The following is a 22,592-nucleotide window of genomic DNA, read 5'->3' as shown; positions in this document are numbered from 1 at the left end:
ACATCAGAACTCCAGCCCGCCTTCCCGGGCGCTGTCCGCGAGAGCGGCCAACCGGCCCGCGTAGCGGTTGCCACCACGGTCGAACACGACAGCGGTGATCCCGGCGGTCTTGGCCCGCTGAGCGAGAAGCTCGCCGACCTTCTTCGCCTTCTCCGTCTTGTCACCCTCGGCACCACGCAGCGCGGCGTCCATCGTGGACACGCTCACCAGCGTGTGCCCCTTGGTGTCATCGACGATCTGCACGAACAGGTGCCGCGTGGACCGGTTGACGACCAGACGCGGGCGCTCCTCCGTGCCGAAGACGTTCTTGCGGACTCGGTGGTGCCGGCGGGCCCGCGAGACAGCGCGGGCGGCCGTGTGCTTGCCGAACGCAGTCTTGCCAGCCATGCCTACTTACCAGCCTTTCCGACCTTGCGGCGGACAACTTCGCCTTGGTAACGCACACCCTTGCCCTTGTACGGGTCGGGCTTGCGCAGCTTCCTGATGTTGGCGGCGACCTCGCCGACCTTCTGCTTGTCGATGCCGTCCACGTGGAACAACGTGGGCCGCTCGACGCGGAAGGTCACGCCCTCGGGCGCGTCGACGATCACCGGGTGGCTGAAGCCCAGAGCGAACTCCAGCTGCGTCGGGCCCTTGGCCTGGACGCGGTAACCGACACCGACGATCTCCAGGGACTTCGTGTAGCCCTGCGTCACGCCCGCCACCATGTTGGCGATCAGAGTGCGCGACAGGCCGTGCAGCGCACGAACCTTGTTCTCGTCGTTGGGGCGGTTGACGGCGATGGTGCCGTCCTCTGCCCGCTCGACCTCGATGGGCTCGGCCACCGTGTGGCTGAGCGTGCCCTTGGGCCCCTTGACCTGGACGTCCCGACCACTGATGGTGACGTCGACACCTGCCGGTACGGGGATGGGCAGCCGTCCGATTCTCGACATGCTGTGGTTCCTCCCCTCTTACCAGACGTAGGCGAGGACTTCCCCGCCCACTCCACGCTTGCCGGCCTGCTTGTCCGTCATCAGGCCACCGGACGTCGAGATGATCGCGACGCCCAGTCCACCCAGGACGCGGGGCAGGTTGTCCTTCTTTGCATAGACCCGCAGGCCGGGCTTGGAGACCCGGCGCAGGCCCGCGAGCGAACGCTCACGGGTGGGGCCGAACTTCAGCTCCACCACGAGGTTCTTACCGACCTTGGCGTCCTCGACGCTCCAGGTCTGGATGTAGCCCTCCTGCTGGAGAATCTCGGCGATGTGCGCCTTGATCTTCGAGTAGGGCATGGTGACGGTGTCGTGATAGGCCGAGTTCGCGTTACGCAGACGCGTCAGCATGTCTGCGATCGGGTCGGTCATCGTCATGGCCGGTGGCCTTCCTCACCGCGGTTTCCATCGAGTGGACCTACGGTGCGGTCATGGGCGCCGGCGGTGCCGGCGCCCGGTTGATATGACTTCTGATGCGGCGGGTGACCCCGGGCGGGGTCTACCAGCTCGACTTGGTGATGCCGGGCAGCTCGCCCCGGTGCGCCATCTCGCGGAAGCACACGCGGCAGAGCCCGAACTTGCGGTAGACAGCGCGCGGGCGGCCACAGCGCGAGCACCGAGTGTACGCCCGGACCTCGAACTTCTGCTTGCGTGCTGCCTTGACCTTGAGCGACGTCTTCGCCATGATCAGGCCTCCTTGAAGGGGAATCCGAGGTGCTTCAGCAGCGCTCGCCCCTGCTCGTCGTTCTTCGCGGTGGTCACGACCGTGATGTCCATGCCCCGCTGCCGGTCGACCTTGTCCTGGTCGACCTCGTGGAACATGACCTGCTCGGTGAGTCCGAAGGTGTAGTTGCCGTTCCCGTCGAACTGCTTCGGCGACAGACCGCGGAAGTCACGGATACGCGGAAGCGCCAGCGACAGCAACCGGTCGAGGAACTCCCACATGCGGTCCCCGCGCAGCGTCACGTGGGCGCCGATCGGCATGCCCTCACGGAGCTTGAACTGCGCGATGGACTTGCGGGCGCGGGCGACGGCCGGCTTCTGACCGGTGATCGCGGTGAGATCGCGGACGGCGCCCTCGATGAGCTTCGAGTCGCGCGCGGCCTCGCCGACACCCATGTTCACCTTGATCTTGGTGATCGAGGGAACCAGCATGATGTTCTCGATGCCGAACTCCTCACGCAGCTTCGCGATGATCTCCTCGCGGTAGCGCTGCTTGAGGCGCGGAAGGGTGCGCTCTTCACTGGTGGCGGTCATCAGTTGTCCTCACCCGTCTCGTCGGCCTTGTCGCTCTTGGCGGCGGCCTTCTTCTCGGGCTTGTCCTTGGGCTTCTCTTCATCCTTGAGCTTCTTGACGTTGCTCACGTGGATGGGGGCCTCCATGGTCTGCACGCCGCCTTCCTTGGCGCCGCGCGGACCCTGGTGGGTCTCCTTCGAGTGCTTCTTGACCATGTTCACGCCCTCGACGACCACGCGCTCCTCGCGCGGGAAGGCGGCGATGATCCGGCCCTCGGCACCCTTGTTCTTGCCGGCGATGACCTTGACGAGGTCACCCTTCTTCACATGCAGCTTCGACATTTACAACACCTCCGGGGCGAGCGAGATGATGCGCATGAACTTCTTGTCACGCAGCTCTCGGCCGACCGGGCCGAAGATGCGCGTGCCCCGAGGGTCACCGCTGTCCTTGATGATGACTGCGGCGTTCTCGTCGAAGCGGATGTAGGAGCCGTCGGGGCGGCGGCGCTCCTTCACGGTGCGCACCACGACAGCCTTGACAACGTCGCCTTTTTTCACGCCGCCGCCGGGAATGGCGTCCTTCACCGTCGCAACGATGACATCGCCGATTCCCGCGTAGCGCCGACCCGAGCCACCGAGAACGCGGATGCAGAGAATCTCCTTGGCACCCGTGTTGTCGGCGACCTTGAGCCGCGACTCCTGCTGGATCACGTCAACTCCTGTGTGTCGCGCCGGTTCTCACCTTCCGGTGAGCCTGGCGGAACTGATGTGGTCTTTTTCCCTCGGCGTCAGCCTTGCGACCGCCGCCGCTGGCGGACCGGGCCAGGTGGCCCGGACCCTTGGACACCGTCATGGGGGATGGTCGCCCATCCCCCACGAGGCGCGTTTTTGTTACTTGGCCTTCTCGAGGATCTCGACGACGCGCCAGCGCTTGCTGGCCGACAGCGGCCGGGTCTCCATCAGGAGGACGCGGTCGCCGACGCCGCACGAGTTCTGCTCGTCGTGGGCCTTGTACTTCGTCGTACGGCGGATGACCTTGCCGTACAGCGGGTGCTTGACGCGGTCTTCGACGGCGACGACGACGGTCTTGTCCATCTTGTCGCTGACCACCAGGCCCTCACGGGTCTTGCGGTAGTTCCGCGCCTGCTTCTCGGTTGTCTCAGCTGTCTCAGCCATCGCTCGTCTCCTTCTCGACCGTGACGATTCCGAGCTCACGCTCACGCATCACGGTGTAGATACGGGCGATCTCGCGCCGGACGGCACGCAGCCGCCCGTGGCTCTCCAACTGTCCGGTCGCCGACTGGAAGCGGAGGTTGAACAGCTCCTCCTTGGCTTCCTTCAGCTTCTGGACCAGGACTTCCTGGTCCTCGGGCCGCAGCTCACCGGCGGTCAGGCCCTTAGCCATCACGCCTCACCCACTTCACGCTTCACAAACCGGCACTTCATGGGGAGCTTGTGCATCGCACGGCGCAGGGCCTCACGGGCCACGGGCTCGGCGACACCGGACAGCTCGAACATGACTCGGCCGGGCTTGACATTGGCGATCCACCACTCCGGAGAACCCTTACCGGAACCCATGCGGGTCTCGGCGGGCTTCTTGGTGAGGGGACGGTCCGGGTAGATGTTGATCCACACCTTGCCACCACGGCGGATGTGCCGGGTCATGGCGATACGCGCGGCCTCGATCTGGCGGTTGGTCACGTAGGAGTGCTCAAGCGCCTGAATGCCGAACTCGCCGAAGACGACCCTGGTACCGCCCTTGGCGGCACCGTGACGGTCGGGCCGGTGCTGCTTACGGTGCTTGACCCTGCGAGGGATCAGCATGGTCAGCTCCCTTCGGCACCCGGCTGCTCCGCCGGGCCGGTCTCGGGGGCAGCCTGCGCGGCGGCCTCGGTTCTGGGTGCGCGGTCCGAACGACCGCCGGCAGCCCCGCCACGACGCGGACGGTCGCCGCCGCCACCACGACGCGGACGGTCGCCGCCGCCCGGGCCGCCACGGCGGTCGTCACGCTCGCGACGCTGGCCGGCGCGGGCGCCTGCCGCCGCGACCGCGGCGGCCTCACGCTCGGCGCGGCTCGTCGGGGCCTCGCCCTTGTAGATCCACACCTTCACGCCGATGCGGCCGAACGTGGTGCGGGCCTCGTAGAAGCCGTAGTCGATGTCGGCGCGGAGCGTGTGCAGGGGCACGCGGCCCTCGCGGTAGAACTCCGAGCGCGACATCTCCGCACCGCCGAGGCGGCCGGCGCACTGGACACGGATGCCCTTGGCGCCGCTCTTCATGGCGGACTGCATGGCCTTACGCATGGCCCGGCGGAACGAGACGCGGCTGGACAGCTGCTCGGCCACGCCCTGCGCGACGAGCTGCGCGTCGATCTCGGGGTTCTTCACCTCGAGGATGTTCAGCTGGACCTGCTTCTTGGTCAGCTTCTCCAGGTCGCCGCGAATGCGGTCGGCCTCCGCGCCGCGGCGGCCGATGACGATGCCCGGCCGGGCGGTGTGGATGTCGACCTGGACGCGGTCGGTCGTACGCTCGATCTCGACCTTGGAGATGCCGGCCCGCTCCATGCCCTTCTGCAGCATGCGACGGATCGCCACGTCCTCGGCGACGTACGACTTGTAGAGTTTGTCGGCGTACCACCGGCTCTTGAAGTCGGTCGTGATGCCGAGGCGGAACCCGTGCGGGTTAACCTTCTGGCCCACTAGCGGGTCCTTCCCTTCGGCTTCGGCTCGCGGGACTCCACGATCACCGTGATGTGGCTCGTCCGCTTGTTGATCCGGTAGGCGCGGCCCTGAGCACGCGGACGGAACCGCTTGAGCGTCGGACCCTCGTCGACCCACGCGCGGCTCACGACGAGCGTGTCACGGTCGAGCTTGAAGTTGTGCTCTGCGTTCGCGATCGCGCTCGAGAGCACCTTGTAGACGGTCTCGCTCGCCGACTGGGGAGCGAACTGCAGCACGGCCTGCGCCTCCGAAGCGGGCAGCCCGCGAATGAGGTCCACCACACGGCGGGCCTTCCGGGGCGTGTGGCGCGCGAACCGCGCCTGTGCCCTGGCTTCCATCGCTGTCTCCTCTGATGCTTACTTTGAAGGCGCTTACCGCCGGCTGCGGCGGTCTTCCTTGACGTGGCTGCGGAACGTCCGCGTAGGCGCGAACTCTCCGAGCTTGTGACCGATCATCGAGTCGGTGATGAACACCGGGACGTGCTTGCGGCCGTCGTGCACGGCGATCGTGTGACCGATCATGTCCGGCACGATCATGGAGCGCCGCGACCACGTCTTGATGACGTTCTTGGTGCCCTTGTCGTTCTGTACGTCCACCTTCTTCTGAAGGTGATCGTCCACGAAGGGGCCCTTCTTTAGGCTACGTGGCATTTTGGCTGCTCCTACCGCTTCTTCCGCTTACTCCGACGACGGATGATCAGCCGGTCGCTCGGCTTGTTCGCCTGCCGGGTGCGGCCCTCGGGCTTGCCCTTGGGGTTCACCGGGTGACGACCACCGGAGGTCTTGCCCTCACCACCACCGTGCGGGTGGTCGACCGGGTTCATGGCGACACCGCGGACCGTGGGGCGCTTGCCCTTCCAACGGTTGCGGCCGGCCTTACCGAGATTGATGTTGGCCTGCTCGGCGTTGCCCACCTGGCCGACAGAGGCCCGGCAGCGCAGGTCGACCTGGCGCATTTCTCCGGAGGGCATACGCAGCGTGGCGTAGGTGCCCTCCTTGGCGAGCAGCTGGATCTGCGCACCGGCGCTACGGCCGAGCTTGGCGCCACCACCCGGACGGAGCTCCACCGCGTGGATGAAGGTACCGGTCGGGATGTTGCGCAGCGGCAGGCAGTTGCCCGGCTTGATGTCGGCCCCGGGGCCGTTCTCGATGCGGTCCCCCTGCTTGAGGCCGGCGGGCGCGAGGATGTAGCGCTTCTCGCCGTCGGCGTAGTGCAGCAGCGCGATGCGGGACGTCCGGTTCGGGTCGTACTCGATGTGAGCGACCTTGGCCGGGATCCCGTCCTTGTCGTGGCGGCGGAAGTCGATGATCCGGTAGGCGCGCTTGTGCCCGCCTCCCTGGTGCCGGGCGGTTACCCGGCCATGAACGTTACGGCCGCCCTTGCTGTGCAGGGGTGCAAGCAGCGACTTCTCCGGGGTGCTGCGCGTGATCTCGGCAAAGTCCGAGACGCTCGCGCCGCGACGACCCGGTGTCGTCGGCTTGTATTTGCGGATGCCCATCTTTTTCGTTCATCCTTCGTCGGTTCATACCGGTAGGGGTCCGCCTCACGGCGGTCCCCCCGGTGCTGACTTTCCAGGACCGGCCGTCCCGCCTCCCGGCGAGGCGGCCCGTCCCTTCGTGTGGCGGAGTTAGCCGATCTGACCGAAGATGTCGATCCGCTCGCCCTCCGCCAGGCTCACGATCGCGCGCTTGGTGTCAGGGCGCTGGCCGAAGCCCGTCCTGGTCCGCTTGCGCTTGCCCTGGCGGTTGATCGTGTTCACGCTGGTGACCTTGACACCGAAGATCTGCTCGATGGCGATCTTCACCTGCGTCTTGTTCACATCCTTGCGCACCAGGAAGGTGTACTTGTTGTGCTCATCGATCAGGCCGTAGCTCTTCTCAGAGACGATCGGCTTGAGGATGATGTCCCGAGGGTCGGCGATCTTCTGCATCAGCCCTCTTCCTTCCCGCTGCTCGTGAGCCGCGCCACGACCTGCTCGTAGGCCTCCTGAGTGAAGACCACGTCGTCATGGCACAGAACGTCGTAGGTGTTCAGCTGCCCGGCGTCCAACAGGTGGACCTCGGGAGCGTTGCGCAGGCTCAGCCAGCTGGCCTCGTCGTTCTCGTCGACCACGACGAGCACGCTGCGAGCCTCAGTGATCTTCCGGAGCGCCTGCAGCGCCGCCTTGGTCTTGGGCGTGTCGCCCGTGACCAGGGTGCTCACCACGTGGACGCGTCCGCCGAGGGCCCGGTCCGACAGGGCGCCGCGCAGAGCGGCGGCCTTCATCTTCTTGGGCGTCCGCTGCTCGTACGAGCGCGGCTGCGGTCCGTGGACGACGCCACCACCGGTGAACTGGGGAGCGCGGGTCGAACCCTGGCGGGCCCGGCCGGTGCCCTTCTGGCGGTAAGGCTTCTTGCCGCCACCGCTGACCTCACCACGGGTCTTGGTCTTGTGCGTGCCCTGCCGGCGAGCGGCGAGCTGCGCGATCACGACCTGGTGGATCAGCGGGATGTTGACCTTGGCGCCGAAGACGGCCTCAGGCAGGTCTACAGAGCCCGCCTTCTTGCCGCTGGCGTCGAGGACGTCAATGGTGGAGCTCACTTGGCAGCCCCCTTCTTGGCAGCGGTGCGGATGAGGACCAGGCTGCCGTTGGCGCCGGGGATCGCACCCTTGATCAGGATGAGGCCCTTCTCGGCGTCGACGGCGTGGACCTTCAGGCTCTGGATGGTCACGCGGACGTTACCCATCCGGCCGGCCATGCGCAGGCCCTTGAACACGCGGCCCGGGGTGGCGCAACCGCCGATGGAGCCCGGGGAGCGGTGCTTGCGCTGGGTACCGTGCGAGGCGCTGAGACCACGGAAGTTGTGGCGCTTCATGACGCCGGCGAAGCCCTTGCCCTTGCTCTTGCCGGTGACGTCGATGTACTGCCCGGCCTCGAAGGTGTCCGCGAGGACTTCCTGGCCGAGGGTGTACTCGGAGGCGTCGTCGGTGCGAACCTCGGTGAAGTAGCGGCGCGGGGTGATGTCGTGCTTGCGCAAGTAGTCGCCCAGCGGCTTGTTGACCTTCCGTGGGTCGACCTGCCCGTAGCCGAGCTGCACGGCGGAGTAGCCGTCCTGCTCAGGCGTGCGGACCCTGGTCACCACACACGGACCGGCCTCGACGACGGTCACCGGAACCAGCCGGTTCCCCTCGTCGAAGACCTGGGTCATGCCGAGCTTCTTGCCCAGGACGCCCTTGATCTGCTTAGCCATGTCAGTGCGTTCCCTCAGAGCTTGATCGAGATGTCGACGCCGGCAGGAAGGTCGAGACGCATGAGCGAGTCGACGGTCTTCGGCGTCGGGTCGATGATGTCAATCAGCCGCTTGTGCGTACGCATCTCAAAGTGCTCGCGGCTGTCCTTGTACTTGTGCGGCGACCGGATGACGCAGTACACGTTCTTCTCGGTCGGCAGCGGCACCGGGCCAGCGACCTTGGCGCCGGTCCGCGTCACCGTCTCGACGATCTTCTTGGCCGAGCTGTCGATGACCTCGTGGTCATACGCCTTGAGCCGGATGCGGATCTTCTGTCCCGCCATAGTGGCCTCGGTGTCCTTCGCTGTCGTCGTATAAAGCTTCATGCGGCCTGTTGCCGCTGCTGTTTTCCCGCGATCGGCGTCCGGATCTCGTCCGGTTCTCCGTGATCTGGCAGTCGTTTCGGTCATCACCTGCCGAAACCACTGCGAGATCACGGTCTCGTCGTCCGTGGGCTGGGGCTTTGCGGGCCCCTCCGTGGTGCGGCGGTCAGGTCCGTGCGGGCCTGACCGCCACTCCGCGGTGGTGCTACTTGATGATCTTCGTCACTCGACCGGCGCCGACGGTGCGGCCACCCTCACGGATCGCGAACTTGAGGCCTTCCTCCATCGCGATCGGCTGGATGAGCTGGACGGTCATCTCGGTGTTGTCACCGGGCATGACCATCTCGGTGCCCTCCGGCAGGGTCACCACGCCCGTAACGTCCGTCGTACGGAAGTAGAACTGCGGGCGGTAGTTGTTGAAGAACGGCGTGTGGCGGCCGCCCTCGTCCTTGGACAGGATGTAGACCTGCGCCTCGAACTCGGTGTGCGGGGTGGTCGTGCCCGGCTTGATGACACACTGGCCGCGCTCGACGTCCTCGCGCTTGATGCCGCGCAGGAGCAGACCCACGTTGTCGCCGGCCTGACCCTCATCGAGGAGCTTGCGGAACATCTCGACACCGGTGACGGTCGTCGTGGTGCTCTTCTCCTTGATGCCGATGATGTCGACGGTCTCGTTGACCTTGACGATGCCGCGCTCGATACGGCCGGTGACGACGGTGCCACGACCGGTGATCGAGAACACGTCCTCGATCGGCATCAGGAACGGCTTCTCGGTCTCACGAACCGGCTCGGGGACGTTGTCGTCCACGGCGGTCATGAGCTCGATGATGCTGTCGGCCCACTTCTCGTCGCCCTCAAGCGCCTTCAGCGCCGAGACGCGCACGACCGGCAGGTCGTCGCCCGGGAACTCCTGGGCGGACAGCAGCTCACGGACCTCGAGCTCGACGAGCTCCAGGATCTCCTCATCGTCGACCATGTCGGCCTTGTTCAGGGCGACGACGATGTAGGGGACGCCGACCTGGCGGGCCAGGAGCACGTGCTCCTTGGTCTGCGGCATCGGGCCGTCGGTGGCGGCGACCACGAGGATCGCGCCGTCCATCTGCGCGGCACCCGTGATCATGTTCTTCACGTAGTCGGCGTGACCGGGGCAGTCCACGTGGGCGTAGTGGCGCTTCTCGGTCTGGTACTCGACGTGCGCGATGGAGATCGTGATTCCGCGAGCCTTCTCCTCGGGCGCCTTGTCGATCTTGTCGAACGGGGTCGCCTCGTTGAGCTGCGGGTAACGGTCGTGGAGCACCTTGGTGATCGCCGCGGTCAGAGTGGTCTTGCCGTGGTCGATGTGCCCAATGGTGCCGATGTTCACGTGCGGCTTGTTCCGCTCGAACTTGGCCTTGGCCACTGCTCTGTCTCCTTAGAGATTCTGACTTGCCTTGCGTTTCCAACTCAGGCTCCGTACGGCCCGGCACAGGGTGCCCTGCCGTACGCGAAGGGACTCACGTCCCGAGCCTCTCCGGAAACGGGGCGTCGATCTGCATCGACGCCCCCTCCGGAGCGGCGCGGAACTATTCGCCCCGAGCCTTCGCGACGATCTCCTTGGCGATGCCCGGGGGCACCTCCGCGTAGGAGTCGAACTGCATGCTGTAGCTCGCCCGTCCCTGCGTCTTGCTACGCAGGTCGCCCACGTAGCCGAACATCTCAGAGAGGGGGACGAGCGCGGTGATGACGCGAGCGCCGGCGCGCTCATCCATCGACTGGATCTGCCCGCGACGACCGTTCAGGTCGCCGATGACGTCACCCATGTAGTCCTCGGGCGTGACGACCTCGACGGCCATCATCGGCTCGAGGAGCACGGCGTCGGCCTTGCGCGCGGCCTCCTTGAAGGCCATCGAGCCGGCGATCTTGAAGGCCATTTCCGACGAGTCGACCTCGTGGAAGGCACCGTCTCGCAGAATGACCTTCACGCCGACCATCGAGTACCCGGCGAGCACGCCGAACTCGGCGGCCTCCTGGGCGCCGGCGTCCACCGACGGGATGTACTCCCGCGGGATGCGGCCACCGGAAACCTTGTTCTCGAACTCGTACCCGTCGTTGCCCTCGCCCAGCGGCTCGAGGTCGATGATCACGCGAGCGAACTGACCGGAACCACCGGTCTGCTTCTTGTGCGTGTACTCGACCTTCTCCACCTTGCGGCGAATGGTCTCGCGGTACGCCACCTGAGGACGGCCGATGTTCGCCTCGACCTTGAACTCACGGCGCATCCGGTCGACGATGATCTCCAGGTGGAGCTCACCCATACCCCAGATGACCGTCTGCCCGGTCTCCTCGTCCCGGCGGACCTGGAAGGACGGGTCCTCCTCGGCCAGCCGCTGGATCGCGGTGCCCAGCTTCTCCTGGTCGCCCTTGGTCTTCGGCTCGATCGCGACGCTGATGACCGGCGCCGGGAACGTCATCGACTCGAGGACGACCGGATTGCTCGGGTCGCAGAGCGTGTCACCGGTGGTGGTGTCCTTCAGGCCCATGACCGCGACGATGGCGCCGGCGGAGGACGAAGGAAGCTCAGCACGCTTGTTGGCGTGCATCTGGTAGATCTTGCCGATCCGCTCCTTCTTGCCCTTCACCGAGTTGATGACACTGGTGCCGGTCTCGAGCGAACCCGAGTAGATGCGGAGGTAGGTGAGCTTGCCCAGGTGCGGGTCGCTCATGATCTTGAACGCCAGCGCGGAGAACGGCTCGTTCGGGTCCGCGTGGCGCTCGACGACCTGGTCCTCGTGCCCGACGGCGTGGCCCTTGAAGGCCGGGATGTCGATGGGCGCGGGGAGGTAGGCCACGACGGCGTCGAGCAGGGGCTGCACGCCCTTGTTCTTGAACGCCGTGCCGCACAGGACAGGGTTGATCGCGCTCTTCAGCGTCGCGCGGCGAAGGGCCGCGACGAGCTGCTCCTCGGTGGGCTCGACGCCCTCGAGGAAGAGCTCCATCAGCTCGTCGTCGTTCTCGGAGACGGTCTCGACCAGCTTGTCGCGCCACTCGCGAGCCGCGTCGGCGTGGTCGGCCGGGATGTCGACGACGTCGTACATCTCGCCCTTGGCCGCCTCGATGGGCCAGATCAGACCCTTCATCCGCACCAGGTCGATGACGCCCTTGAAGTCGGACTCAACGCCCCAGGGGAGCTGGATGACCGCCGGGGTCGCGCCCAGACGGTTGATCATCATGTCGACACAGCGGTGGAACTCCGCGCCGACCCGGTCCATCTTGTTGACGAAGCAGATGCGCGGGACGTCATAGCGGTCGGCCTGACGCCACACGGTCTCGGACTGGGGCTCGACACCCGCGACGCCGTCGAACACGGTGACCGCACCGTCAAGGACACGAAGGTTGCGCTCGACCTCGATGGTGAAGTCGACGTGACCCGGGGTGTCGATGATGTTGATCGTGTGACCGTCCCACTCGCAGGTGGTCGCGGCCGACGTGATCGTGATGCCGCGCTCCTGCTCCTGCTCCATCCAGTCCATGGTGGCAGCGCCATCGTGGACTTCACCGATCTTGTAGTTGATGCCGGTGTAGAACAGGATGCGCTCGGTCGTGGTGGTCTTGCCCGCATCGATATGGGCGATGATCCCAATGTTGCGGACCTTGGCCAGGTCAAGAGCGGTACTTGCGGCCACTTCTCTCGCGTCCTCGTCGTCTCGTCGAAATTCCGCCGACTACCAGCGGTAGTGAGCGAAGGCCTTGTTGGACTCGGCCATCTTGTGGGTGTCCTCGCGCCGCTTCACGCTGGCGCCGAGGCCGTTGCTCGCGTCGAGAAGCTCGTTCATGAGCCGCTCGGTCATGGTCTTCTCACGGCGGGCCCGGGAGTACTGCACGAGCCACCGCAGGGCCAGCGTGGTGCTGCGCGCGGCGCGCACCTCGACCGGCACCTGGTAGGTCGCACCGCCGACGCGCCGGCTGCGGACCTCGAGAGTGGGCTTGACGTTGTCGAGCGCCCGCTTGAGGGTGACGACAGGGTCGTTGCCGGTCTTGTCCTTGCAACCCTCGAGGGCGCCGTACACGATCGACTGGGCGATCGAGCGCTTGCCGTCCAGGAGAACCTTGTTGATCAGCGCCGTGACCAACGGGGAGTTGTGCACCGGGTCAGCGACAAGCTGGCGGCGGCCAGGGGAACCCTTGCGCGGCATGTCAGCTCTTCTCCTTCTTCGCGCCGTAACGGCTACGGGCCTGCTTGCGGTTACGGACACCCTGGGTGTCCAGCGAGCCACGGATGATCTTGTAGCGAACACCCGGCAGGTCCTTCACACGACCGCCACGCACCAGCACGATCGAGTGCTCCTGGAGGTTGTGACCCACTCCAGGGATGTACGCCGTGACCTCGATGCCGTTGGTGAGCCGAACACGGGCCACCTTGCGCAGCGCCGAGTTGGGCTTCTTGGGGGTCGTGGTGTACACGCGCGTGCACACGCCGCGTCGCTGCGGGCTTCCCTTGAGAGCAGGAGTCTTGGTCTTACTGACCTTGTCCTGCCGGCCCTTTCGGACCAACTGCTGAATGGTGGGCACCGCGTCTCCGTTTCGTGCCTTGGCCGGTGATACGTATGTTCCTGGGCCGGGACGCCGTGGCTTCCCGTTCCAGGCCGTGCATTTCGCAGGCGCTGCCGGTGTCATGACCTGCTGGTTTTTCGTCTCCTTCGGCCCACGCGGTCGGGCGTGTCGCGCACTGAGCGCACTCACACCCGGAAAGCCCGGCCGATCTGGAGGAGTCACACGCCGCTCTAGCCTTCCCCATCGGGAACGACCTCCGAGCGCACGCATGCGAGCCCATGGAGTCCATGGGCACGAAGACAAAGATTACCCAGCACGACGCAACGAGTCAAAACAGTTGCCGCCAGGTCGATTGTGATCCGTGCCATGGCCCCCGCGTCCTGCCTTCCTCACAGGCCGCCACTGGGCTCTTAGCGAAGTCTACCGGCACGGGACAGGTCTTCCGGCCATTTCGCGCCCGATTGCCTCACCTCCGGCGCGGCGGGCTCGGGGCGCCTTCGAGGCGATCGGTCGTGCCGAAGGCGCGCCATGAACACGGCCCTCGACGCTCGGGGTCGCTCGTTCCTCGCTCCCCCCTCGCCCCTCAGTCCAGGCACCGCCGCGCCCCTCGCACACCCGGCTGGCCGAATGGGCGACCCCGTCCGAGCGGAGCGAGAACCATGAATATAGAAAACGCCCGGAGGGGGGATCCCCTCCGGGCGTTTCTTCTAGGACTTACCGGCCGTACTGGCCGAAGTCGTACTCCTCCAGCGGGACGGCCTCGCCGCTGCCGGAGCCGAACGTGTAGTCCGCCGCGGAGCCGTCGTAGCCGCCGACCGTGTACATCGCGGCCTTGGCCTCCTCGGTGGGCTCCACCCGGATGTTGCGGTACTGGGGCATACCCGTACCGGCCGGGATGAGCTTACCGATGATGACGTTCTCCTTGAGGCCGAGCAGCGAGTCCGACTTGGCGTGGATCGCCGCGTCGGTCAGGACTCGCGTCGTCTCCTGGAAGGACGCCGCCGACAGCCACGACTCGGTGGCGAGGGACGCCTTCGTGATGCCCATGAGGACCGGACGGCCGGAGGCCGGCTGGCCACCCTCCGCCTTGGTCTCACGGTTGAGCACCTCGAAGCGCGGCCGCTCGACGAGCTCACCGGGCAGCAGCTCGGTGTCGCCCGACTCGAGCACGTTCACGCGCTTGAGCATCTGCCGGACGATGACCTCGATGTGCTTGTCGTGGATCGACACACCCTGCGAGCGGTAGACCTGCTGGACCTCGTCCACCAGGTGCAGCTGCACCGCGCGGGGGCCGAGGATGCGCAGGACCTCGTTCGGGTTGCGCGCACCGGCGATCAGCAGCTGGCCGACCTCGACACGCTGACCATCGGTGACCAGCAGCCTGGACCTCATCGACACCGGGTAGGCGATCTCTTCCGAGCCGTCGTCCGGAGTGATGACGATCTTGCGGGTCTTGTCGGTCTCGTCGATCCGCACCCGGCCCATGACCTCGCTGATCGGAGCGACACCCTTGGGGATGCGCGCCTCGAACAGCTCCTGGACACGCGGCAGACCGTGCGTGATGTCCGCACCCGCCACACCACCGGTGTGGAAGGTACGCATGGTCAGCTGGGTGCCGGGCTCACCGATGGACTGGGCCGCGATGATGCCGACGGCCTCACCGACGTCGACCAGCTTGCCGGTGGCCAGCGAACGGCCGTAGCAGGTGGCACAGACACCGATCTTGGCCTCGCACACCAGGGTGCTACGGGTCCTGACCGTCTCGACCCCGGCCTCGACCAGCGCCGTGACGATCAGGTCGTTGATGTCGGCGCCCGCCGAGGCCACGAGCTTGCCGTCCACCTCGACGTCCTCGGCCAGGATCCGGCCATGCACGTTGCTCTCGGCGTTCTCGGCCTTGACCAGGTTGCCCTGCGAGTCGCGCTCACCGACGTGCAGCGGGACCGCGCGGTCGGTGCCGCAGTCGATCTCGCGGACGATGACGTCCTGGGCCACGTCGACCAGACGACGGGTCAGGTAACCGGAGTCGGCGGTCCGCAGCGCGGTGTCCGCCAGACCCTTCCGCTGGCCGTGGGTGGAGATGAAGTACTCCAGCACCGACAGGCCCTCGCGGAACGAGGACTTGATCGGCCGCGGGATCGTCTCACCCTTGGTGTTGGACACCAGGCCACGGATGCCGGCGATCTGCCGCACCTGCATCTTGTTACCGCGGGCGCCGGAGTTCACCATCATCCAGACCGGGTTCGTCGCGGGGAACGCGTTGACCATGTCGGTCTCGACGTCCGCCGTGGCGTGGGTCCAGATCTCGATGAGCTCCTGACGGCGCTCCTCGTCGGTGATCAGACCACGGTCGTACTCGCGCTGGACCTTGTCGGCCCGCTTCTCGTACGACTCCATGATCGTCGCCTTGTTCGGCGGGGCCACGACGTCCTCGATCGAGATCGTCACACCGGCGCGGGTCGCCCAGTGGAAGCCCGCGTCCTTGAGCGAGTCGAGCGCGTTCGCGACCTCGACCTTCGGGTACCGCTCGGCCAGCTCGTTGACGATTCCCGAGAGCTGCTTCTTGCCGACCTGGTAGTTCACGAAGGGGTAGTTGTCCGGCAGCGTCTGGTTGAACAGACACCGGCCGAGCGTGGTCTCCAGCCGGATCGGCTCGCCGGCCTCCCACCCTTCCGGGGCCTCCCAGCCACGGGGCGGCGGGACGTCCTTGAGCCGGACCTGGATCGTGGCCTGCATGTCCAGCTCGTGCCGGTCGTGGGCCATGAGGGCCTCCGACACGGTGCCGAACACGCGGCCTGTGCCCACGGCGTCGACCTTGTCCGTCGTCAGCCAGTACAGACCGATGACCATGTCCTGGGTGGGCATCGTCACGGGCTTGCCGTCGGCCGGCTTGAGGATGTTGTTGGTCGACAACATCAGGATGCGGGCCTCGGCCTGCGCCTCAGCGGACAGGGGCAGGTGCACGGCCATCTGGTCACCGTCGAAGTCCGCGTTGAACGCGGTGCAGACGAGCGGGTGAATCTGGATCGCCTTGCCCTCGACCAGCTGCGGTTCGAACGCCTGGATGCCCAGACGGTGCAGCGTGGGCGCACGGTTGAGCAGCACCGGGTGCTCGGTGATGACCTCTTCGAGCACGTCCCACACGACGGGACGGGCACGCTCGACCATCCGCTTGGCCGACTTGATGTTCTGCGCGTGGTTCAGATCGACCAGGCGCTTCATCACGAACGGCTTGAACAGCTCCAGCGCCATCTGCTTGGGCAGACCGCACTGGTGCAGCTTGAGCTGCGGGCCGACGACGATGACCGAACGGCCGGAGTAGTCGACACGCTTGCCCAGCAGGTTCTGGCGGAACCGGCCCTGCTTGCCCTTCAGCATGTCGCTGAGGGACTTCAGGGGACGGTTGCCGGGACCGGTGACCGGACGACCGCGGCGGCCGTTGTCGAACAGCGCGTCGACGGCCTCCTGCAGCATGCGCTTCTCGTTGTTCACGATGATCTCGGGAGCACCGAGGTCGAGGAGGCGCTTGAGCCGGTTGTTCCGGTTGATGACCCGGCGGTACAGGTCGTTCAGGTCGGAGGTCGCGAACCGGCCGCCGTCCAGCTGGACCATCGGGCGCAGGTCCGGCGGGATCACCGGGATGCAGTCGAGCACCATGCCGCTCGGCGAGTTCCTCGTGTTGAGGAACGCCGCCACGACCTTGAGCCGCTTGAGGGCGCGGGCCTTCTTCTGGCCCTTGCCGCTGCGGATGGTCTCGCGCAGGTTCTCGGCCTCGGCGTCCAGGTCGAAGCTGTTCAGCCGCTCCTGGATGGCCTGGGCGCCCATTCCGCCGCGGAAGTAGCGGCCGAAACGGTCGCGCATCTCGCGGTAGAGCAGCTCGTCGCCCTCGAGGTCCTGGACCTTGAGGTTCTTGAAGCGGCTCCAGACCTCGTCGAGACGGTCCAGTTCGCGCTGGGCGCGGTCGCGCAGCTGCCGCATCTCGCGGTCGGCGCCCTCACGCACCTTGCGACGCTGGTCGCCCTTGGCGCCGGCGGCCTCCAGCTCGGCCAGGTCGGCCTCGAGCTTCTTCTGGCGGGCCTCGATGTCGGCGTCACGGCGCTGCTCGATGTGCTGCCGCTCGACGGAGATCTTCGCCTCCAGCGACGGCACGTCACGGTCACGCATCTCGTTGTCGACATGCGTGATCATGTAGGCCGCGAAGTAGATGACCTTCTCGAGGTCCTTCGGGGCCAGGTCGAGCAGGTACCCGAGGCGCGAAGGAACGCCCTTGAAGTACCAGATGTGCGTGACGGGCGCGGCCAGCTCGATGTGGCCCATCCGCTCGCGGCGCACCTTGGCGCGCGTGACCTCGACGCCACAACGCTCACAGATGATGCCCTTGAAGCGGACGCGCTTGTACTTGCCGCAGTAGCACTCCCAGTCCCGGGTCGGACCGAAGATCTTCTCGCAGAAGAGCCCGTCCTTTTCCGGCTTGAGAGTCCGGTAGTTGATCGTCTCCGGCTTCTTGACCTCGCCGTGCGACCACTGCCGGATGTCGTCAGCGGTCGCCAGGCCGATTCGCAGTTCGTCGAAGAAGTTGACGTCGAGCACTTTTGATCCCCTCAGCTTCTAGATCAGACCTCTTCGACGCTGCTCGGCTCACGCCGGGACAGGTCGATGCCGAGCTCCTCCGCAGCGCGGAAGACATCCTCGTCCGTGTCCCTCATCTCGATGGACATGCCGTCGCTCGACAGCACCTCGACATTGAGGCAGAGCGACTGCATTTCCTTGATGAGGACCTTGAAGGACTCAGGAATGCCCGGCTCGGGGATGTTCTCGCCCTTGACGATGGCCTCGTAGACCTTCACACGGCCGAGCACGTCGTCGGACTTGATCGTCAGCAGCTCCTGCAGCGCGTAGGCCGCGCCGTACGCCTCGAGGGCCCACACCTCCATCTCGCCGAAGCGCTGGCCACCGAACTGGGCCTTACCACCGAGCGGCTGCTGGGTGATCATGGAGTACGGACCGGTCGAACGAGCGTGGATCTTGTCGTCGACCAGGTGGAGCAGCTTGAGGATGTAGATGTAGCCGACCGAGATCGGGTGCGGGAACGGCTCGCCGGAGCGGCCGTCGAACAGCCGCGCCTTGCCGTTCTCGCCGACCATGCGCGAGCCGTCCCTGTTGGCCAGGGTGTTGCTCAGCAGACCGACGATCTCCTCCTCGTGGGCACCGTCGAACACCGGGGTCGCCACCTTGGTGCGCGGCTCGATGCTGGTCAGGCCCTTGTCGCGCAGGCGTTCCGCCCAGGCCTCCTCGACACCGCTGACGTCCCACCCGCGGGCCGCGATCCAGCCCAGGTGGGTCTCCAGGACCTGGCCGACGTTCATTCGACCGGGAACACCCAGAGGGTTCAGGACGATGTCGACCGGGGTGCCGTCCTCGAGGAACGGCATGTCCTCCACAGGGAGGATCTTGGAGATGACGCCCTTGTTGCCGTGACGGCCGGCGAGCTTGTCACCATCGGTGATCTTGCGCTTCTGGGCCACGTAGACGCGGACCAGCTCGTTCACACCCGGAGGAAGCTCGTCGCCCTCCTCGCGGCTGAACACCCGGACACCGATGACCTTGCCGGACTCACCGTGCGGCACCTTCAGCGAGGTGTCGCGGACCTCCCGCGCCTTCTCACCGAAGATCGCGCGAAGCAGGCGCTCCTCGGGGGTCAGTTCGGTCTCACCCTTGGGCGTGACCTTGCCGACCAGGATGTCACCAGTGGTGACCTCGGCGCCGATGCGGATGATCCCGCGCTCGTCGAGGTCGGCGAGGACCTCCTCCGAGACGTTCGGGATGTCGCGGGTGATCTCCTCAGGACCCAGCTTGGTGTCGCGGGCGTCGACCTCGTGCTCCTCGATGTGGATCGAGGACAGGACGTCGTCCTGCACCAGACGCTGGGAAAGGATGATCGCGTCTTCGTAGTTGTGGCCCTCCCACGGCATGAACGCCACGAGCAGGTTCTTGCCGAGCGCCATCTCACCGTTGTCGGTGCACGGCCCGTCGGCGATGACCTGGTTGACCTCGACCCGGTCGCCCTCGGCGACGATGGGCTTCTGGTTGAACGAGGTGCCCTGGTTGGACCTCTTGAACTTGGCGACACGGTAGGTGGTGCGCGTGCCGTCGTCGTTCATGACGGTGACGTAGTCGGCGGAGACCTCCTCGACCACGCCGGCCTTCTCGGCGCTGATGACGTCGCCGGCGTCGGTCGCGGCACGGTACTCCATGCCGGTGCCGACCAGCGGCGCCTCGCTCTTGAGCAGCGGCACCGACTGGCGCTGCATGTTCGATCCCATGAGCGCGCGGTTGGCGTCGTCGTGCTCGAGGAACGGGATCATGGCGGTCGCGACCGACACCATCTGACGCGGAGACACATCCATGTAGTCCACGTCGGCGGGCTGGACGGCCTCGAACTCCCCGCCCTTGCGGCGGGCCAGCACGCGGGACTCCTCGAAGCTGCCGTCGGCGTTCAGGCCCGTGTTGGCCTGGGCCACCACGTACCTGTCCTCCTCGTCCGCGGTCAGGTAGTCGATGTGCTCGGTGACCAGCCCGTCCACGACCTTGCGGTACGGCGTCTCGACGAACCCGAAGGAGTTGACGCGGCCGAAGGACGACAGCGAGCCGATGAGGCCGATGTTCGGGCCTTCCGGCGTCTCGATCGGACACATCCGGCCGTAGTGCGACGGGTGCACGTCACGGACTTCGAAGCCGGCGCGTTCACGGGACAGACCACCCGGGCCGAGGGCCGAAAGACGCCGCTTGTGCGTCAGGCCCGCCAGCGGGTTGGTCTGGTCCATGAACTGCGACAGCTGGGAGGTGCCGAAGAACTCCTTGATCGACGCCACGACCGGGCGAATGTTGATCAGGGTCTGCGGCGTGATGGCCTCGACGTCCTGCGTGGTCATCCGCTCGCGGACGACGCGCTCCATACGGGCCAGGCCCAGGCGGACCTGGTTCTGGATGAGCTCGCCGACCGTGCGGAGACGGCGGTTGCCGAAGTGGTCGATGTCGTCGGTCTCGACGATGACGGAGCCCTCGGGGCCCATCGACTCCTCGCCGGCGTGCAGCCGGACGATGTACTCGATGGTGGCGACGATGTCCTCGTCGGTCAGCGTGCCCTGGGTGATGTCCGACTGGGCGCCCAGCTTCTTGTTGATCTTGTAGCGGCCGACCTTCGCGAGGTCGTAACGCTTCGGGTTGAAGTAGAGGTTCTCCAACAGCGTCTGGGCGGACTCCTTCGTCGGCGGCTCACCCGGACGCAGCTTGCGGTAGATGTCGAGCAACGCGTCGTCCTGGCCGGAGGTGTGGTCCTTCTCCAGGGTCGCGCGCATCGACTCGTACTGCCCGAAACGCTCCAAGATCTGGTCGGTCGTCCAACCGAGCGCCTTGAGCAGCACCGTGACGGGCTGCTTGCGCTTGCGGTCGATACGAACACCGACGCTGTCACGCTTGTCGATCTCGAACTCGAGCCAGGCGCCACGAGACGGGATCACCTTGGCGCCGAAAAGGTCCTTGTCGGAGGTCTTGTCGACCGAACGGTCGAAGTAGACACCCGGGGACCGGACGAGCTGAGACACCACGACACGCTCGGTGCCGTTGATGATGAAGGTGCCCTTCGAGGTCATGAGCGGGAAGTCACCCATGAACACCGTCTGGCTCTTGATCTCACCGGTGGTGTTATTGATGAACTCCGCCGTCACGAACATCGGGGCGGAGAAGGTCATGTCCTTGTCTTTGCACTCATCGACTGAGTACTTGGGCGGCTCGAACCTGTGGTCCCGGAACGACAGGGACATGGTGCCGGAGAAGTCCTCGATGGGACTGATCTCTTCAAAGATCTCTTCGAGACCTGACTGGGCCGGAACGTCCTTGCGCCCGGCCTGGCGAGCCGCCTCGACCCGCCCCTTCCATTTCTCGTTGCCGAGCAGCCAGTCGAAAGACTCGGTCTGCAAGGCGAGAAGGTCGGGGACTTCGAGCGGCTCCTGGATACGTGCGAATGACACGTTACGGGGACCGGCGGGTACGGCGGAGGCGTTGCGCGAGGCTGCCAACAGATGTCCTTCCGAGGGCTCGCGGACTGACTACACGCACGCCAGACGACCAGAGACTAAGCATTACTCAGAGAGACGGTCGTCAAAGGGCAGCGCAAAGGGGCAGTGTAGCCGATAGGCATACACCTGTCCACTCCGCTCTCGCTCTGCGCTCCACGTTGGTGGCAGCATCACCCGTCTGAGCCGAAACGTCAAGCCCGAGAGCCCACATTTCGCCTAACTGACGGGCACCACGCTGGGTGTTTCCCATCCGGACGACGGACGAACATCATCGGATCCAGTCCCTACCCGGGAGCCGGTCCAGGTAACGTTCCGTCACACAGACGGGCCAACGCTGACCATCGGTCTACGCCGCCGTGCCGAACATCTGCCCGCGATCGAAGTGCCCTAAACGCAACCTTTGCTAACAATTGAATAAAGCGGGTCAGCGAGCGGGCGTGTCACCGAGCAGCGTGGACAGGTCCGCGACCCGCCAGCCGTCGCCGTCCGTCACCAGGAGGAGCCGGGCCCTCCCCTGGCTGACCTGCTGCTCCGGCCCGTCGCCACCCGGCTCGGAACTGCTCCGGGTCATGTTGACGAACACCAGCACCCGCACCTCCTCCGGCGTGGCCGTCTCGACGCCCGCCGCCGCCACCACGGCCTGCTGCACAAGCCGCCGGCGCCGCGCCTCCGCGGGGAGTGTGGCGGCCAGCTCGCGGTAGCGCCCCACCAGCATCCCCGTGGCCCGGCTCTGCGCCCTTCGAAGATCTTGATCGATCGTACGGTAGTCGTACGACAACATGTCGGGGGCCAGCGTCCGGGCGGCGGCCAAGCCCGCCGCGGCGGACCTCTCGCCGTTCTGGATGCGCCGTAGGTCGAGACCGGTCCGAACCACCACGACGGCGAGGATCGCCGCCGAGAGGGTCACCAGAGCGATCAGCAGACGCCTCATTGGACGAGTTCCGCCTTCGATACCAGCCAGACCCCGCCGGTCTTGGTGACCTCCATGCGCCAGCGGTAGAAGCGCTCCTCGGGTGCGGCCTTCCTGCCGTCCTCCCAGTGGATCACCGCGTCGGCGACGATCAGCACCTCGGCCGCACGGCGGTCCCGCGTCATGGACGCCAGCCCGGTCGCCCGGAGCACGCCGGTCTGGACCACCTTGTTGTCGACGGTGGCCTTCTTGAGGGCCGCCTCGTTCCTGGCGTACTCCTCGCGCTCCTCGCCGGTCGACGTCGCGACCACCCGCTTCATGTCGTCGTCGACGGTTCTGTGGTCGACGGAGAGCAGATTGACCGCGTGGACGGCCGCCGCGCGCGCCGCCGACCGACGGTCGTCCTCGGCGGCCTGGGCGGCGTCACGGGCCTCTCCGGCCCATACGGCGGCTCCCCCCAAAGCGGCGGTGACGAGTAGCAGGAGGCTGACGACCAGTGCACGCCGCACCCGGCCCACCCCCGATCATGTCGCCGGACGCCGGATCCCCTCCCGCA

Annotated in this window: 26 protein-coding genes; all 26 read right to left on the bottom strand. The window is 66.4% G+C overall.

The annotated features are described in order from the left end of the window. Positions 1–3: 3 nt before the first annotated feature. A complete protein-coding gene (gene rplR, locus Psi02_RS17520) occupies positions 4–387 on the bottom strand; it encodes a 50S ribosomal protein L18 (protein WP_203975339.1) in 384 nt (127 codons plus the stop codon). 2 nt (positions 388–389) lie between these two features. Further along, positions 390–932: a 50S ribosomal protein L6 gene (gene rplF / locus Psi02_RS17515; RefSeq protein WP_203975337.1), complete on the bottom strand. Its 543-nt coding sequence runs from the start codon at positions 930–932 to the stop codon at positions 390–392. Between the two features lie 18 nt (positions 933–950). Then, entirely contained in the window at positions 951–1,349 is a 399-nt protein-coding gene (rpsH, locus tag Psi02_RS17510; protein ID WP_203953447.1) for a 30S ribosomal protein S8, read from the bottom strand. A gap of 121 nt (positions 1,350–1,470) precedes the next feature. Next, on the bottom strand, positions 1,471–1,656 hold the full coding sequence (locus tag Psi02_RS17505) for a type Z 30S ribosomal protein S14 (RefSeq protein WP_030451489.1): 186 nt from the start codon (positions 1,654–1,656) through the stop codon (positions 1,471–1,473). 2 nt (positions 1,657–1,658) lie between these two features. Continuing rightward, on the bottom strand, positions 1,659–2,228 hold the full coding sequence (gene rplE / locus Psi02_RS17500; RefSeq protein ID WP_203953446.1) for a 50S ribosomal protein L5: 570 nt from the start codon (positions 2,226–2,228) through the stop codon (positions 1,659–1,661). After that, on the bottom strand, positions 2,228–2,548 hold the full coding sequence (gene rplX, locus Psi02_RS17495) for a 50S ribosomal protein L24 (protein ID WP_425564414.1): 321 nt from the start codon (positions 2,546–2,548) through the stop codon (positions 2,228–2,230). The genes rplE and rplX overlap by 1 nt, the downstream gene beginning before the upstream one ends. Then, entirely contained in the window at positions 2,549–2,917 is a 369-nt protein-coding gene (gene rplN, locus Psi02_RS17490) for a 50S ribosomal protein L14 (RefSeq protein WP_036328509.1), read from the bottom strand. Between the two features lie 180 nt (positions 2,918–3,097). Next, positions 3,098–3,382 (bottom strand): 30S ribosomal protein S17, encoded by a 285-nt coding sequence (gene rpsQ / locus Psi02_RS17485; protein ID WP_203953445.1) that lies wholly within the window; start codon positions 3,380–3,382, stop codon positions 3,098–3,100. After that, complete coding sequence (gene rpmC / locus Psi02_RS17480; protein WP_203885784.1) at positions 3,375–3,611, bottom strand: 50S ribosomal protein L29; 237 nt, start codon at positions 3,609–3,611, stop codon at positions 3,375–3,377. The genes rpsQ and rpmC overlap by 8 nt, the downstream gene beginning before the upstream one ends. Next, the gene (gene rplP, locus Psi02_RS17475; RefSeq protein ID WP_203953444.1) at positions 3,611–4,030 is read right to left on the bottom strand and encodes a 50S ribosomal protein L16; all 420 of its coding nucleotides are present in this window, start codon (positions 4,028–4,030) and stop codon (positions 3,611–3,613) included. Before rplP ends, rpmC begins: the two co-directional genes overlap by 1 nt. A gap of 2 nt (positions 4,031–4,032) precedes the next feature. Further along, positions 4,033–4,905 carry a 30S ribosomal protein S3 gene (gene rpsC, locus Psi02_RS17470; RefSeq protein ID WP_203975336.1) on the bottom strand — a complete coding sequence of 291 codons (873 nt, stop codon included), beginning with the start codon at positions 4,903–4,905 and terminating at the stop codon, positions 4,033–4,035. Next, a complete protein-coding gene (gene rplV, locus Psi02_RS17465; RefSeq protein ID WP_203943336.1) occupies positions 4,905–5,264 on the bottom strand; it encodes a 50S ribosomal protein L22 in 360 nt (119 codons plus the stop codon). Before rplV ends, rpsC begins: the two co-directional genes overlap by 1 nt. Positions 5,265–5,297: 33 nt before the next feature. Continuing rightward, positions 5,298–5,576, bottom strand: coding sequence for a 30S ribosomal protein S19 (rpsS, locus tag Psi02_RS17460; protein ID WP_203975335.1), 279 nt, complete (start codon positions 5,574–5,576; stop codon positions 5,298–5,300). 11 nt (positions 5,577–5,587) lie between these two features. After that, a complete protein-coding gene (gene rplB / locus Psi02_RS17455) occupies positions 5,588–6,424 on the bottom strand; it encodes a 50S ribosomal protein L2 (RefSeq protein WP_203953441.1) in 837 nt (278 codons plus the stop codon). 129 nt (positions 6,425–6,553) lie between these two features. Then, positions 6,554–6,856 carry a 50S ribosomal protein L23 gene (gene rplW / locus Psi02_RS17450; protein WP_203953440.1) on the bottom strand — a complete coding sequence of 101 codons (303 nt, stop codon included), beginning with the start codon at positions 6,854–6,856 and terminating at the stop codon, positions 6,554–6,556. After that, a complete protein-coding gene (gene rplD / locus Psi02_RS17445) occupies positions 6,856–7,506 on the bottom strand; it encodes a 50S ribosomal protein L4 (protein ID WP_203953439.1) in 651 nt (216 codons plus the stop codon). The genes rplW and rplD overlap by 1 nt, the downstream gene beginning before the upstream one ends. Next, positions 7,503–8,156: a 50S ribosomal protein L3 gene (gene rplC, locus Psi02_RS17440; RefSeq protein WP_203975334.1), complete on the bottom strand. Its 654-nt coding sequence runs from the start codon at positions 8,154–8,156 to the stop codon at positions 7,503–7,505. The genes rplD and rplC overlap by 4 nt, the downstream gene beginning before the upstream one ends. 14 nt (positions 8,157–8,170) lie before the next feature. Beyond that, the gene (gene rpsJ, locus Psi02_RS17435; protein WP_012887830.1) at positions 8,171–8,479 is read right to left on the bottom strand and encodes a 30S ribosomal protein S10; all 309 of its coding nucleotides are present in this window, start codon (positions 8,477–8,479) and stop codon (positions 8,171–8,173) included. Positions 8,480–8,723: 244 nt separating this feature from the next. Next, positions 8,724–9,917 carry an elongation factor Tu gene (tuf, locus tag Psi02_RS17430; RefSeq protein ID WP_203953437.1) on the bottom strand — a complete coding sequence of 398 codons (1,194 nt, stop codon included), beginning with the start codon at positions 9,915–9,917 and terminating at the stop codon, positions 8,724–8,726. 163 nt (positions 9,918–10,080) lie between these two features. After that, a complete protein-coding gene (fusA, locus tag Psi02_RS17425; RefSeq protein ID WP_203975333.1) occupies positions 10,081–12,180 on the bottom strand; it encodes an elongation factor G in 2,100 nt (699 codons plus the stop codon). 39 nt (positions 12,181–12,219) lie between these two features. Further along, positions 12,220–12,690, bottom strand: coding sequence for a 30S ribosomal protein S7 (gene rpsG / locus Psi02_RS17420; protein ID WP_061253214.1), 471 nt, complete (start codon positions 12,688–12,690; stop codon positions 12,220–12,222). Between the two features lies 1 nt (position 12,691). Next, the gene (gene rpsL, locus Psi02_RS17415; RefSeq protein WP_061253213.1) at positions 12,692–13,066 is read right to left on the bottom strand and encodes a 30S ribosomal protein S12; all 375 of its coding nucleotides are present in this window, start codon (positions 13,064–13,066) and stop codon (positions 12,692–12,694) included. 696 nt (positions 13,067–13,762) lie between these two features. Continuing rightward, on the bottom strand, positions 13,763–17,638 hold the full coding sequence (locus Psi02_RS17410; RefSeq protein ID WP_203975332.1) for a DNA-directed RNA polymerase subunit beta': 3,876 nt from the start codon (positions 17,636–17,638) through the stop codon (positions 13,763–13,765). A 23-nt stretch (positions 17,639–17,661) separates the two neighbouring features. Next, positions 17,662–21,126: a DNA-directed RNA polymerase subunit beta gene (gene rpoB, locus Psi02_RS17405; protein ID WP_203975331.1), complete on the bottom strand. Its 3,465-nt coding sequence runs from the start codon at positions 21,124–21,126 to the stop codon at positions 17,662–17,664. A gap of 424 nt (positions 21,127–21,550) precedes the next feature. After that, positions 21,551–22,057 (bottom strand): hypothetical protein, encoded by a 507-nt coding sequence (locus tag Psi02_RS17400; RefSeq protein WP_203975330.1) that lies wholly within the window; start codon positions 22,055–22,057, stop codon positions 21,551–21,553. Beyond that, positions 22,054–22,545 carry an Rv1363c family protein gene (locus tag Psi02_RS17395; protein ID WP_239094957.1) on the bottom strand — a complete coding sequence of 164 codons (492 nt, stop codon included), beginning with the start codon at positions 22,543–22,545 and terminating at the stop codon, positions 22,054–22,056. Before Psi02_RS17395 ends, Psi02_RS17400 begins: the two co-directional genes overlap by 4 nt. Between the last annotated feature and the right edge of the window lie 47 nt (positions 22,546–22,592).

This window comes from Planotetraspora silvatica, from assembly GCF_016863315.1.
Classification (GTDB): domain Bacteria; phylum Actinomycetota; class Actinomycetes; order Streptosporangiales; family Streptosporangiaceae; genus Planotetraspora; species Planotetraspora silvatica.
The sequence above is the reverse complement of the archived record's forward strand: the minus strand, read 5'-3'. Positions and strand labels throughout refer to the sequence as shown.

What these genes read in the sequence shown, in the direction of transcription:
- rpmC (WP_203885784.1), bottom strand. Translation starts at nt 3,611, where the DNA reads ATGGCTAAGGGCCTGACCGCCGGTGAGCTGCGGCCCGAGGACCAGGAA.
- rpsS (WP_203975335.1), bottom strand. Translation starts at nt 5,576, where the DNA reads ATGCCACGTAGCCTAAAGAAGGGCCCCTTCGTGGACGATCACCTTCAG.
- rplW (WP_203953440.1), bottom strand. Translation starts at nt 6,856, where the DNA reads ATGCAGAAGATCGCCGACCCTCGGGACATCATCCTCAAGCCGATCGTC.
- rpsQ (WP_203953445.1), bottom strand. Translation starts at nt 3,382, where the DNA reads ATGGCTGAGACAGCTGAGACAACCGAGAAGCAGGCGCGGAACTACCGC.
- rplC (WP_203975334.1), bottom strand. Translation starts at nt 8,156, where the DNA reads ATGGCTAAGCAGATCAAGGGCGTCCTGGGCAAGAAGCTCGGCATGACC.
- rpsJ (WP_012887830.1), bottom strand. Translation starts at nt 8,479, where the DNA reads ATGGCGGGACAGAAGATCCGCATCCGGCTCAAGGCGTATGACCACGAG.
- rpsG (WP_061253214.1), bottom strand. Translation starts at nt 12,690, where the DNA reads ATGCCGCGCAAGGGTTCCCCTGGCCGCCGCCAGCTTGTCGCTGACCCG.
- Psi02_RS17400 (WP_203975330.1), bottom strand. Translation starts at nt 22,057, where the DNA reads ATGAGGCGTCTGCTGATCGCTCTGGTGACCCTCTCGGCGGCGATCCTC.
- Psi02_RS17505 (WP_030451489.1), bottom strand. Translation starts at nt 1,656, where the DNA reads ATGGCGAAGACGTCGCTCAAGGTCAAGGCAGCACGCAAGCAGAAGTTC.
- rplX (WP_425564414.1), bottom strand. Translation starts at nt 2,548, where the DNA reads ATGTCGAAGCTGCATGTGAAGAAGGGTGACCTCGTCAAGGTCATCGCC.
- rplE (WP_203953446.1), bottom strand. Translation starts at nt 2,228, where the DNA reads ATGACCGCCACCAGTGAAGAGCGCACCCTTCCGCGCCTCAAGCAGCGC.
- rpsH (WP_203953447.1), bottom strand. Translation starts at nt 1,349, where the DNA reads ATGACGATGACCGACCCGATCGCAGACATGCTGACGCGTCTGCGTAAC.
- rplF (WP_203975337.1), bottom strand. Translation starts at nt 932, where the DNA reads ATGTCGAGAATCGGACGGCTGCCCATCCCCGTACCGGCAGGTGTCGAC.
- rplB (WP_203953441.1), bottom strand. Translation starts at nt 6,424, where the DNA reads ATGGGCATCCGCAAATACAAGCCGACGACACCGGGTCGTCGCGGCGCG.
- rplV (WP_203943336.1), bottom strand. Translation starts at nt 5,264, where the DNA reads ATGGAAGCCAGGGCACAGGCGCGGTTCGCGCGCCACACGCCCCGGAAG.
- rplR (WP_203975339.1), bottom strand. Translation starts at nt 387, where the DNA reads ATGGCTGGCAAGACTGCGTTCGGCAAGCACACGGCCGCCCGCGCTGTC.
- rplP (WP_203953444.1), bottom strand. Translation starts at nt 4,030, where the DNA reads ATGCTGATCCCTCGCAGGGTCAAGCACCGTAAGCAGCACCGGCCCGAC.